Source organism: Brenneria izadpanahii (genome assembly GCF_017569925.1).
In the GTDB taxonomy this organism is placed as follows: domain Bacteria; phylum Pseudomonadota; class Gammaproteobacteria; order Enterobacterales; family Enterobacteriaceae; genus Brenneria; species Brenneria izadpanahii.
The window spans coordinates 1,789,791-1,802,037 of sequence record NZ_CP050854.1 but is presented as its reverse complement, the minus strand read 5'-3'; the positions used below and the strand labels follow the sequence as shown (position 1 = coordinate 1,802,037).

The window sequence follows — 12,247 nt, the reverse complement described above, 5'->3', positions numbered from 1 at the left end:
CAGTTGGTTGTGGTGAGCGGGGTTGTTGTGTTCGCGCACTTCAACCCCGCGCTAAAAAAATCGTTTACGTTAGCTGCTAGCTGCCCTTCTCCTGATCAACCGGACGTATCGCCGACTCAACCCGGTGCTTCACAATCACCGCATCAATCAGCTTAATCACTGTCTCCTGCTCTTCCGGCTGGCACTGAGCCAGTGCTTTAAACCGTTCCATTAATCGCGTGTTCCTAATCGGTGCCTGCTCGTCGTGCGAGCCAAGCAACAGGTAATCAATGGTTGTGGTGAACAACTCGGCCAGTTGAATGAGCTTGTCTGCCGGGGGAATGTGCATCCCCGACTCATACTTGTTGTACTGGGAAAGCTGTAACCCAATCAGGGCGGCGACTTCCTTCTGTGTCTTGCGTTGCTGATTACGTAATGCCTTAAGTCGTTGACCAAACGCCCGGCGCTGTTCTTCGGTCTGCATAATCTCATCTATCACGTCAGCCATAAGGTGCTCCAAGTGTAAGGTGTGTTCTGAAAACGACTTGCTTTACTATCGTAATACGAATATATAATGTATCGCATGTCGAATCAAAATAAATCTTGACGCATTTTTAAGGAAATCCGTTTATGGCCCGCATCCCCGACTCCGAGTTACAGCACCTGAAAGCCTCCGTGCCGTTAGTGGGCGTGGTGCGTTCGCAGGGGCGGCAGGTGTTTAAGCGCGGTAAAGACTTCGTGGTGCTGTGTCCGTTCCATGACGAGAAAACGCCGTCATGCGTGCTCAGCCCGGAGAAGAATCTCTATCACTGCTTCGGCTGCAATGCGGGCGGGTCGGTGCTGGACTGGGTGATGCAGACGGAACGCTTAAGTCTGCGCAAGGCGGTCGAACGGCTGCGCGGCGAACTGGGCGAGAATCCGTCTGTTCTGCCGCTGGTCGGTCAGGATGAACCGGCGGTGTTCGCGGAGGATGAGGCGGGCCGTCAGGCGCTGCTCTCCCGCGTGGTTGAGTTCTACCATCACACGCTGCTGAACGCGCCGGAGGCCATCGCCTATCTGGAAAAGCGCCGCCTGAATCATCCTGAGTTAGTCGCTGCCTTTAAGTTGGGGTTCGCCAACCGCACGCTGGCGTATCGTCTGCCAGCAAAGAAACTCAAAGACGGCGCGGCTATCCGGGGTCAGTTGCAGGCGCTGGGAATACTGCGTTCATCCGGTCATGAACATCTGGCGGGGTCGCTCGTGGTGCCGGTTATCGATATGAATGGTCAGATGCGTGAACTGTACGGGCGCAAGGTCAGCAGTGAGTTACGCAAAGGCACGCCGCTGCATCTGTACCTGCCGGGGCCACACGGCGGGGTGTGGAACGAGCCGGCGTTAGCGGCGGGTAAAACGGTCATCCTGTGTGAATCGCTCATCGATGCGATGTCGTTCTGGGTGGCGGGTTATCGTAACGTGACGGCGGCGTATGGGGTGAACGGGTTCACGGATGAGATGCGGCAGGCGTTTATCCGCCACGGCGTCAAACAGGTGCTGATAGCGTTCGATAACGATGCGGCGGGCAATGACGCGGCGGTCAGGCTGGCTTCATCGTTAGCCGCTGACGGCATCGCACCGTTCAGGGTAGTGTTCCCGGCGGAAATGGACGCCAACGGCTATCTGTGTCAGGTGGCGGAGGTCGCTCCTGCGCATCCTGCGCCCGCGACACTGGGACATCCCTGTCCGGCGCCTGAACGCGAGTTCGGACTGTTAATCGACGGCGCGGTGCCGATGAACGATGCGGCCGGCACAGACGTGGCGGACACGTTGCCGGAGAGAGAGGCAGCGACGCTGCCCGTCTCATCGTTAGCCGCCGGGGTTGAGGCGGTGAGAGCGGCGCAGGCGGATGAACCGGGCGTGGTGCTTGAGGCGTTGCCGGGTGGTGAGCTTGAAATCACCTTATCCGGGCAGCAATGGCGCATCCGGGGCATGGCGCAGGTAAAACCGGGCGCGGCGGCGCTCAAGGTGAACGCGCAGGTACTCGACACGGCCAGCGGCGTGGTGTTCGCGGACAGCGTGGACATGATGAGCGCCCGCAGTCGTGCGGGCTATGCGCGGCTGGCCGCGGCGGAGTTAGGGTTGGCTGAAAGCGCACTGAAACAGTCGCTGGGGCGGGTGCTGCTGGCACTGGAAAACCATCTGAGCCGACCGGAAACCCACGGTGAAAGCGTTCCTGAACTGGATGACGACGCCAAAGCGGAGGCGCTGGCGTTGCTGCGCGACCCGGCGCTTACCGGCAGGATAACGGACGACCTCGCGGCCTGCGGCGTGGTGGGCGAATCGACCAACCTGCTGGCCGGTTATCTGTCGGCGGTATCGCGCAAGCTGGACAAGCCGTTGGCGGTGCTGATACAGAGCAGTTCGGCGGCGGGTAAATCCAGCTTAATGGACGCGGTGCTGGGCCTTATCCCGCCGGAAGAGCGGCTGCAATACTCGGCCATGACCGGACAAAGCCTGTTCTATCTGGGTGAAACCAATCTCCAGCATAAAATCCTCGCCATCGCCGAAGAAGAAGGCGTCAGACAAGCAGCGTATGCGCTGAAGCTGTTGCAGTCAGATGGTGAACTAACCATCGCCAGCACGGGCAAGGATGACGCCACAGGCAATCTGGTGACGAAGCAATATACGGTGAAAGGCCCGGTGATGCTGATGCTGACCACCACGGCCATCGACGTGGATGAAGAGTTGCTGAACCGCTGTCTGGTGCTGACGGTGAACGAATCCCGCGAACAGACCGAAGCTATCCACGCGTTGCAGCGGCATAAACAAACGCTGGACGGGTTGTTGATGGAGAACGAGAAAGGGTATCTCACCGGGCTGCACCAGAATGCCCAGCGATTACTGAAACCGTTAAAGGTGGTGAACCCGTTCGCCAGCCAGTTAACGTTCCTGAGCGACAAAACCCGCACGCGGCGTGACCATATGAAGTACCTGACGCTGATACAGAGCATCGCGCTGCTGCACCAGTACCAGCGGGAGGTGAAGACGGTGGAGCACCGTAGCGCGGTTATCGAGTATATCGAGGTCGAACGGTCGGATATCGTGCTGGCCAATCGGTTAGCGCATGAAATCCTTGGCCGCACGCTGGACGAAATGCCGCCGCAGACGCGGAAGTTGCTGATGCTGATACAGAGCTGGGTAGCGGACAGCGGCCAGCCGAAAACGGAGCTTCACTTTACCCGCAAACAGCTACGGGATGCGGTGCAGTGGGGTGATACGCAACTGAAAATCCACCTTGCGCGACTGGTTGAACTGGAATACCTGCTGCTGCACAAGCGCGGGCTGACGTTCTGCTACGAACTGCTGTTCGACGGAGACGCACAGACCGATAACGCGCACCTGTGCGGGCTTATCGACGTGCCAGAAGCGCCTGCTAAAACAGTAAAAACGACAGAGAAAGATAACTACGACGCCGTCCGGTCGGGGGTAAATGAAAAGCGGTCGGCCTCAGGTCGGGGTGTGGTCGGTAGTCAGTCGGATAAGGCCATCTCTGTTAAAGTCAGTACCCGCAAGGCTTCCGCGTCATCCGGTCGGGTTAACGGTAAAACCGCTGTTCCGGTGATACGCAATAAACCTGTCGTACCGTAGTTCCCTTCTCATCCTCACGCAGGACGCGCCGCCATGACACGACCGATACCGCCGACACCCGAAGCCACTTATCTTAGCCGCCAGAGCGAGACGCTGCGCCAGCATCTGACGGACTACCTCGACCATCTGAGCGCGGCAGGCTACAGCCGGCGCACGATGGAGAGCTACCGGGAGCGGCTGTTGCCGTTCGTGGCATGGTGCGAGGACAGAGGGTTGCTTCATGCACCACAAGTAAGTCTGTCAGTGCTGGAAGGGTATCAGCGCTGGCTGCGGGGCTATCGTAAAGCGGACGGGAAACCGTTAACGGCGGGCAGTCAGTTAAACCGCCTGTCGGCTATCCGCATGCTGTTCCGCTGGCTGCTCAGGCGTCACGTTATCCTGTATAACCCGGCGGAGATGCTGGCGTTGCCGAAAGAGGAAAAACGCTTACCGGCGCAGGTGCTGAGCGAGGAGGAAACGGGCGGCGTGTTGCAGTCGGTGGAGAGCGGCACCGTTATCGGGCTGCGTAACCGGGTGATACTGGAAGTGCTGTGGAGTACGGGCGTTCGCCGGACAGAAGCCGCTAATCTGATGCTGAGTGATATCGACCTGAGTCGGGGCGTGATGGCGGTGCGTCAGGGCAAGGGCAATAAAGACCGGGTGGTGCCGCTGGGTGAACGAGCGTGTAAGTGGCTGGTACGTTATCTGAACCATGCCCGGCCTGAACTGGCGAAACGGTATGACAGCGGCCACTTGTTTATCAGCCACAGAGGAAAAGGACTGGCGCGGGCGACGCTGACGCAGATGGCGGGCAAGGCCATCCGGGGCACGGGTCACCTGGATAAACCGGGCGCGTGCCATGTGTTCCGGCACAGTATGGCGACGCAGATGCTGGAGAACGGGGCTGACACGCGACATATCCAGGCGATACTTGGCCATGAGAAGCTGGAGACGACGCAAATCTATACGCGGGTTGCCATCGGTCACTTACAGAAGGTGCATGAACAGACGCATCCGGCAGAGCGGAAGCAGACAGCCCGACGTAAACGGGACAGTGGCAAAAAGTAGCTCGTTCCCTTCAAGGCCGCAGGACGGTGCAGGGCAAACGCTGCGCCGTCCGTGGCGCACCGCTTGCCTTGGTCAGACTCGGCACTCCGGCGCCGTCTAGCGCAAGGGCGCGCTGCGGTCTGCCCCGGCCACGGTGAGCGGCTGGCCGCCGGGGTCGGGTTCGTGGTGCAGTGTGGCGCACAGGGCTGCGCCCTCTGCTGTCGGCAGCGGCAAGCGTTCTTCGGCATCCACGGCGTGGCCGCCGTCCCTGGCGGCGCAGGCATCTGTGCCAACGCTCGGCCAACATCAACGTCAACCCCAAAGCAGAAGCCGTTCCTTCGTCACGGCGTTAAACGGCTTCACCTCGCCCCCGCCCCAACCCCGCTGCGACTTGCTGCGCCCGGCTCGCAGTCGCAGGCTCCTTGCTCGTTCCCGTGCTCGCCATCTCCGCCCCGTGCGGCCCCCGCCGGGGGCCTCCCTGTTCAACCTCTTCTCCTGCGGGCTTCGCCAGCCCGCCCCCGGCAGACGCTTCACCGTCCCACAGCAAGCTGCGGAACGGCTCGCGCCGCGCTAACCCCGGTTCAACAGCAAACGACTAATGGCAGCGGCTGACGCCGCTGCTATGATGTGGCACAGGCAGACAGGGCAGTCACAGCGTGGCGGTAGCGTGTGCGGGGGCAAAAGTGCGCGTCGGGGTGTTCGGGTTAAGGTGGTGTTAATGCTATAAAAAGTGCTCTTTAAAAAACCATTGGTATCAGTGAGTTAGGTGCGATAAAAAGTACGACGGCGTCGGGATCGTCCCTATGACCCCATTGGGCTGGCGGGGGGAATTAACCTTTATCAGTATGCGCCGAATGCGTTGGGGTGGGTGGATCCGTGGGGGTTATCGCCTGTCAGTCCTAACACTGTTTTATTCTCTCAAGATAGCATTGGTTCCGTTTTCTCGAATGGTCAAAAAGTTAATGATCTAATCTATAGATTGAAAAATGATCCTTCGTATATCAATCAAGTAGAACCAATCAGGAAGGTAAGACTTACTGATTTACCTACTAACATTCAAGAAAGATTAATCTCACAAGGTGCAAATAAACATTCCGTATTTACTTTAGATAATCGACGACTATACGCAGCTAAAGAGGCTGGTATAAAGAATATGCCTTCTGTCTGGGCAACTGAATCTGATTTGAAGTCAATTAATCTAAATGATAGATTTTCAACAAAAACTGGTGGAAAAGGGATAAGAGTGAGATGCTAACAGTAAATAATCAAGCCATTGAGACAATATATGGGGAAATACATGGAAGAGACGCTTTAATTTTAAAAAACGTCATATTAGATATGTATCCTATGGAAATAGAGGTAATAACCTCTCTTGATTTGTCGTTTTGCCAACCAAGCAAGGATTTAAGTGAGGAAGCTTTAGTTTGCTTTAAGTTTAAAAATATAAAGAGCCTAACTATTACGATGATTGATGAATCAAAATATCAATTGTCAAAGAAATCATGTTTCGATAAAATATTCGATAAAGAAAAAGATGATCATTATATTTTAAGTACTTACGATCATGTTTTTGATGTAATTGGCCAATGTGAAGTGAGCTACAAATAGTTATTAAATGCGGAAGCGATCTCCAAGATCCTTCCGGATTATTTTTATCTGTTATTTATTATGTGCGATATCAGAGATTAATTTCGCTCTCAATCACTATCCTTCCCCACTCAACCGTCACCGTTATCGGCATCCCGGTCATAAACCCCGACTCTTCCAGCCAGCGGCCTTTAAGGTTGATGGCGGAGGGCGGGTTGGGTCTGCCGTTTTGCGTGGCGTATCCCACCGTGTAGTAACGTTCTGTTTTAGCTGCTTTATTTAGCACGCTGTCTGACTTAGAATGCATCTCAGCCATAGTCAACTTTCTCGTGGGCGGGCGGTAGCATGATCGATTTCCTGCACTATGACGACGATATGAAGATAATTTACAGCCGAAACAGGTAGTACGATCCGAAAGTCGGATAGATTATTGCGACGGACCCCATAGGGCTGGCGGGGGACTGAATCTTTATGCTTATGCCCCAAATCCCCTCACTTGGATCGATCCGTTGGGGTTAGCAAAAACATGTAAAGATCCATCCAAAGAAGCAACGAAATGGCAAGGACCTGCTAACGATGATTATCCTGGTATTGATGTGTACAAAAACAGGAGATTGAAAAAAGGCACAATTTTGTATGCATTATATCCAAACGGAGATCAGTTGCCTTCTTACACAGTTACTTATCCAACGGTAAGACAATATAAAGGAAATCCTATTGGGTATCATGAAGCCCTGCAAGTTAAGCTTGATCCGCGTTGGCCGATTAGGGGAAAAGTAAGAGCATTTTATGTATCTGAGGACATCGATGTTGCATATGGGAGAGCTCTAGCTAATAAACAATATGGCGATGGTGGCGGATTACAGTTCTTCATACCTGAAGAGTCAAGACATTTACTTATTCCGGGAAAGGTTATTGATATATGATTAATTTAGAGCTTGATATAAATACTGGCAGTATATCATTAGATAATGCTTTTTTAAAAGATCTAACTGAAGATGATTTTATAAATTCAATGACTTATAAGCATTTAGTCAATAAAAAAGAGATAAGGGAAATTACTCCACATCATTATCTTATAAATGATGTAAAATGGATGGGGAAAAATTTCGAGGTTACTATACGACCTAAATGTTTCGATAATATTCCTTTTATGCTTTATTTAGTAGATAAAAATGGTAGCTATTATAGTTCACTTAGCAATTGGAATGAGCGAGCTAATATTACAATGCTTGATAAAGAGGTACTTGAGTTATCTATTTGGATTATGGATAAATTTTCTCTCTATGATAGCAATAAAATGGATAATAATGGTAAAAGATGGGAATTTAATTGGGGTAGAATTACCGTATCCTATGAAACCAAATCATTTAATTGTGGAATATATATAACATATATCAATTATTAAGTTATTAAAAAATAACTTGACGTACAAGGTATATAATATTAACTCATTTTCCTATCGGCATTATGCTACGTAGCGTGAACGTTTTCTTACATTACAGTGATTAAATGAAGGTAGTTTATGATTTAGGTCGGTAGTACGAGCTAAGAGTCGGATGATATATTGCATTTGACCCGATAGGACTGGCGGGTGGTATTAACCTTTATCAGTATGCGCCGAATGCGTTGGGGTGGATTGATCCGTTTGGGTTAAGAAAATGCTCTTTATCACATAAACCTAAAAAATTAAATCTAAATCTACAGGTAGAACAAAGCTACGGAATAAGAATGAAAGGTTTGCTTTCGGCCATGTAATGAAACACCCTGAAAACGGAACGGTAATTATTAAAACGGATCAAATTGGAGATCCCCATTTTAAAGGAAAAGGGTGGGCGAAGGTGAACAGAAGATCAATAATGTAATTGTTCATTATATGGCAAAGATTGATAAGAGTGGAAAAATGACGCATGTTACTGATTACAAGATAAAGGATTGATTATGAAATTCACCTATAAAGATAGCAAGCAGAAAAATTCTCATTGGAAACAGTGTGAAAAGTTGAACGCTCCTTTTATAGAAATTAGTCGGATTAATCATGAGTATATGAATATATTTTATGATATTACTAATTATCATATTAATTTAGAAGATATATCTAATGATATGAAAAACATATATTTATCTTATATTACGTTTTTCATGTGCAATCATCCTGCCATAGATGATCTATATACTCAGTATTATTTTTTTAATTTAATTGTGAAGTATGAGCATGCTGAATTTATTGCTGAAAAATTATACGACTATCTGCTAAGTAAAATGGCTCTTAGCGATGGTTAATTCCAGTATGGTGAATGGTTTGATGATTATAGTAATAAATAGAAACCTGATGACTTATAGTTAAATAAATGCCGAAAGTGATCTTAACGATCCTTCCAGCTTTTTTAGCACATTTGAGGGCACTGGCGAGTGATCCTAAACAGCCTAGTCATATTAGAGGCTGGGTCACACAGGATATGAATATGATTGCCGATGGGCGTCGAAAAACGATTCGAAATACCCCGGATATGACTTAGTACACGGGAGAGGATATGAATCAACAAAAGGATTTGATTACCATTATTCTGAGTCCCAGATTCATGAACAATATCGTTCTCAGCAGCGTTATGATTGGGGCAGGAAAAAATAAGCTCAGAGTCAGTGATACATGTAAAGTAAACGTGGATTAGGTTGCTAAGGAATTAAAATGAAAGTTTCGGCTAAAGAAATTGAAGTTATGTTCAGTAAGCCTGCGAAAGATCGGTATATATATTTCATTAAGCGTGTAGTCGATTGGGAGTCTGCATGGACTTTAGGCGATGACGATAGTTATGTCGTCGCTGAAGATGATAATGGTAGAACCTTTCTTCCTCTCTGGCCAGCAAAAGAATATGCTCAAATTAATGCTAAAGGTAAGTGGGAGGGTCTGCAATTAAAAGAAATATCTCTTGACGAGTTACTTGACGAATTGTTGCCACAACTGATCGAAGATGCAGTAGACCTTGTTATATTTATGTCTTCAAATGAAATAAATGTTCCTACATTACCTGCAAAAAATGTTTTGAAAGATTTGCTTGCGGAATGTGAGAAGTATGAATAGTTAATAATTACCGTAAGCGCCTCCAGCTTTTTATTTTAGCTCCTAATATAAACTAAAATTGTTTACGTTCTCAAATGAGCAAAGCTAGGTAAATAAACCGTTGTAAAAAGAAGGTAGGCACCGGCTTGGTCAATGGACGAACTGCGAGCGCAGCCAATGGGAAAACGATATTACCGCACGCGGCACATGGGCCGCATAAGGGCGTATAATCCAAATATTGTCGGCGAACGCGTCGACAATGCGCCAATCCGGCAGTACTTCACGCAGCGCGCCTGACTCAATGGCCGTGCGCGCGCTGAAGTCCGGCAGCATCGCAATCCCCAGCCCACTTAACGCGGCATCGCGTACAGATTCGCTATTATTCGTGGCGAACGGCCCCTTCACATCCACCGCCAGCGTTTCCCCGGCCCGCGCGCAATGCATAAAACGCCAACGCGGCAGATCGGTGCCGCGCGGATAATAAAGACAGTCATGATCCGCCAGCGTCAATGGATGGTCGGGCGTTCCGTGCGAATCAAGATAATCCGGCGACGCGACCAATAGCGTTCGCGTAGCGCACAGTTGCTGCGCCACATGGGTTTCCGGCAAAAGGTTGCTATGGCGAATAGCCAAATCGAATCCTTCGCTGACCAGCGACACCATGCGGTCAGACACTTCAAGCTGAACGCGTACCTGAGGATACGCGCGCAAGTACTCGCTGATGCGCGGAACCAGTTGCTGACGGGCAAACGCCACCGGCGCGGTAACGCGTACCAGCCCGCGTACCGGGCCGCTCGCATCCCGCACGGCCAAGAAACTTTGGGATATTTGGGCAAACGGCTGCTGCAGATCCGCCACCAATTGCTCCCCTGCGCTGGTCAGGCGGACGCTGCGGGTGGTGCGCTGTACCAACGCCACGCCGATCTGTTCCTCCAACTGTTTAATTTTCTGACTCATTGCCGCTTTGCTTATTTCAAGCCGTTCCGCTGCGCGGGTGAAACTTTGCTGCTCAGCCAGCACGGTCAGCAAGTATAAGTGCATCCATAACGCATCTGTTGGAGGAGTCTTCATTGGGATTGTTCAAAATAGTAAATAATAAATTCAACTATAGCGCTTTTTCTCGGCTAGCTGAAAAGCTAAAATGGCATCATTGATATCACCTACTAGAGAATAAGTATGCCGTTATTACAATTTGATGTTATTGAAGGCCGCTCGGACGCCGAGTTGCAAACCCTGCTTGATACAGCGCACCAAGTGGTTCTGGCCGCTTTTCAAGTGCCGGAACGCGATCGTTATCAGATTATTAATGAAAGAAAACGTAATCAGATGCTGTTTCAGGATACGGGATTAGGTTTCACACGCAGCGATAAGCTGGTTATGGTGCGCGTTTATACCAGCCCTCGCAGCGATGAACAGAAACAGCGGTTTATGAAGCTGCTGGCTGAGGAATTTAAACGGCATTGCGGAATTAATGGCAATGATCTAATGATCACCTTCATCACTAATCAGAAAAGCGATTGGAGCTTCGGTTATGGCGAAGCGCAATATGCAACCGGCACCTTGTAGTGCCGGCGTTATAATTATCGGCCAGAATTTTTCAAGCGAGATGCTGTAGTGTCTCGCCCACTGCGTTGAATAACAGATCTAATTCGTCAGCGGTGCTGTTGAATATCGGTCCGAATTGAAGCGTATCTCCGCCAAAACGAACATAGAAACCTTTCTTCCATAGAGCCATTCCCGCTTCAAACGGCCGCACGGAAGGATCGCCGTCTCGGGCCGAAATCTGAATCGCCCCCACCAGCCCGCAGTTACGAATATCAACGACATTCTTCGTTCCTTTCAGGGTATGAAGCGCGTTTTCAAAAGGCAACGCCAGCGCGGCGGATTGCTGAATCAATTGCTCCTTCTCTAACAGTTCCAACGTTGCCAAACCAGCGGCACAAGCCACGGGATGCGCCGAGTAGGTGTAGCCATGACCAAACTCTATGGCGTGTTCAGGCAGCGGCGCCTGCATAAAGGTATTATATATTTCGCTGCTGGCTGCGACGCCGCCCATCGGGATGGCGCCGTTGGTGATCTGTTTCGCAAAGTTGATGATATCGGGCGTAACACCGAAATAATCGGCGCCGGTATATTTGCCCATGCGTCCGAATGCGGTAATAACTTCATCGAAAATCAGCAGGATATCATGCCGATCGCAGATCTCTCTCAGGCGATTCAAATAGCCCTGCGGAGGAATGATCGCGCCGGCCGAGCCTGAAAGCGGCTCCACAATCACCGCCGCAATGTTCGAAGCATCGTGCAATTCGATTAGTTTGAGTAGTTCATCAGCCAACTCCACGCCGCCTGTCGCCGCCATTCCTCTGGTAAAGGCCATACCATCCTGCAAAGTATGCGGCAAGTGATCGGCCTCCATCAGTTGACCAAACATCTTGCGGTTGCCACCGATACCGCCGAGGCTGGTCCCGGCAACGTTCACGCCGTGATAGCCACGGGCGCGGCCGATCAGCCGGGTTTTCGCCGGTTGCCCCTTTAGCCGCCAATAGGCGCGAGCCATCTTCACCGCGGTGTCCGCACATTCAGAACCGGAACAGGCGAAAAATATGTGGTTGAGATCGCCGGGCATCAACTCCGCGATCTTTTCCGCCAGACGAAAAGACAGCGGATGACCATATTGAAAGCCTGGGGAATAATCCAGCGTGCTAAGCTGTTTGGCTACGGCTTGCTGGATTTCATTGCGGCAATGCCCTGCCCCGCAGGTCCAGAGTCCCGAGAGACTGTCATAAATTCGGCGGCCATGAGCGTCCACTAACCAGCGGGCATCCGCGCCGACGATGATTCGCGGATCGCGGTGAAAATTGCGGTTGGCGCTAAACGGCATCCAATGAGAGTTGAGATTCAGTGAATCTAGTGCATTAACTTCGGCCATGAGACAATTCCAGACAGGATTCTGTAATAAAAGTTTGCCTC

General features: G+C 50.7%; 12 protein-coding genes and 3 pseudogenes. 11 read left to right on the top strand and 4 right to left on the bottom strand.

Going from position 1 to position 12,247, the window contains the following annotated elements; genetic code table 11:
- Positions 1-76: 76 nt before the first annotated feature.
- Entirely contained in the window at positions 77-487 is a 411-nt protein-coding gene (locus tag HC231_RS07950) for a helix-turn-helix domain-containing protein (protein ID WP_085690227.1), read from the bottom strand.
- A 122-nt stretch (positions 488-609) separates the two neighbouring features.
- Here HC231_RS07950 and HC231_RS07945 point away from each other — a divergent pair, with 122 nt between their 5' ends.
- The 4 genes and pseudogenes from HC231_RS07945 to HC231_RS07935 all read left to right on the top strand — a co-directional run bounded on the left by HC231_RS07945 (position 610) and on the right by HC231_RS07935 (position 6,237).
- On the top strand, positions 610-3,603 hold the full coding sequence (locus HC231_RS07945; RefSeq protein ID WP_208230509.1) for a DNA primase: 2,994 nt from the start codon (positions 610-612) through the stop codon (positions 3,601-3,603).
- A gap of 33 nt (positions 3,604-3,636) precedes the next feature.
- Complete coding sequence (gene xerC, locus HC231_RS07940; protein WP_208230508.1) at positions 3,637-4,650, top strand: site-specific tyrosine recombinase XerC; 1,014 nt, start codon at positions 3,637-3,639, stop codon at positions 4,648-4,650.
- A 784-nt stretch (positions 4,651-5,434) separates the two neighbouring features.
- Positions 5,435-5,884, top strand: a pseudogene (locus HC231_RS24345) (RHS repeat-associated core domain-containing protein); the annotation flags it as partial.
- Positions 5,878-6,237, top strand: a complete 360-nt coding sequence (locus HC231_RS07935) for a hypothetical protein (protein WP_208228356.1) — start codon at positions 5,878-5,880, stop codon at positions 6,235-6,237. The pseudogene HC231_RS24345 and the gene HC231_RS07935, both read left to right, overlap by 7 nt.
- A 70-nt stretch (positions 6,238-6,307) precedes the next feature.
- Here the strand turns inward: HC231_RS07935 and HC231_RS07930 are convergent, their stop codons facing one another.
- Positions 6,308-6,532: a SymE family type I addiction module toxin gene (locus tag HC231_RS07930; RefSeq protein ID WP_208228357.1), complete on the bottom strand. Its 225-nt coding sequence runs from the start codon at positions 6,530-6,532 to the stop codon at positions 6,308-6,310.
- Positions 6,533-6,645: 113 nt separating this feature from the next.
- Here HC231_RS07930 and HC231_RS07925 point away from each other — a divergent pair.
- The 6 genes and pseudogenes from HC231_RS07925 to HC231_RS07905 all read left to right on the top strand — a co-directional run.
- Positions 6,646-7,142 (top strand): annotated as a pseudogene (locus HC231_RS07925) (RHS repeat-associated core domain-containing protein); the annotation flags it as partial.
- The gene (locus tag HC231_RS07920) at positions 7,139-7,624 is read left to right on the top strand and encodes a hypothetical protein (RefSeq protein ID WP_208230507.1); all 486 of its coding nucleotides are present in this window, start codon (positions 7,139-7,141) and stop codon (positions 7,622-7,624) included. The pseudogene HC231_RS07925 and the gene HC231_RS07920, both read left to right, overlap by 4 nt.
- A 167-nt stretch (positions 7,625-7,791) precedes the next feature.
- Positions 7,792-7,974, top strand: a pseudogene (locus HC231_RS24340) (hypothetical protein); the annotation flags it as partial.
- Positions 7,975-8,157: 183 nt separating this feature from the next.
- Positions 8,158-8,499, top strand: a complete 342-nt coding sequence (locus tag HC231_RS07915; RefSeq protein WP_208230506.1) for a hypothetical protein — start codon at positions 8,158-8,160, stop codon at positions 8,497-8,499.
- A 160-nt stretch (positions 8,500-8,659) separates the two neighbouring features.
- Positions 8,660-8,848, top strand: a complete 189-nt coding sequence (locus HC231_RS24335) for a polymorphic toxin type 8 domain-containing protein (protein ID WP_208231256.1) — start codon at positions 8,660-8,662, stop codon at positions 8,846-8,848.
- A 57-nt stretch (positions 8,849-8,905) separates the two neighbouring features.
- A complete protein-coding gene (locus HC231_RS07905; protein ID WP_208230505.1) occupies positions 8,906-9,298 on the top strand; it encodes a DUF2750 domain-containing protein in 393 nt (130 codons plus the stop codon).
- Between the two features lie 129 nt (positions 9,299-9,427).
- On the opposite strand, the gene HC231_RS07900 is transcribed toward HC231_RS07905, so the two are convergent.
- On the bottom strand, positions 9,428-10,348 hold the full coding sequence (locus HC231_RS07900; protein ID WP_208230504.1) for a LysR family transcriptional regulator: 921 nt from the start codon (positions 10,346-10,348) through the stop codon (positions 9,428-9,430).
- Between the two features lie 105 nt (positions 10,349-10,453).
- On the opposite strand from HC231_RS07900, the gene HC231_RS07895 reads away from it, so the two are divergent.
- Positions 10,454-10,843, top strand: coding sequence for a tautomerase family protein (locus HC231_RS07895; protein ID WP_208230503.1), 390 nt, complete (start codon positions 10,454-10,456; stop codon positions 10,841-10,843).
- 31 nt (positions 10,844-10,874) lie between these two features.
- Here HC231_RS07895 and aptA read toward each other — a convergent pair whose 3' ends face one another.
- Positions 10,875-12,206, bottom strand: coding sequence for an omega-aminotransferase AptA (gene aptA / locus HC231_RS07890; protein WP_208230502.1), 1,332 nt, complete (start codon positions 12,204-12,206; stop codon positions 10,875-10,877).
- Positions 12,207-12,247: the final 41 nt, after the last annotated feature.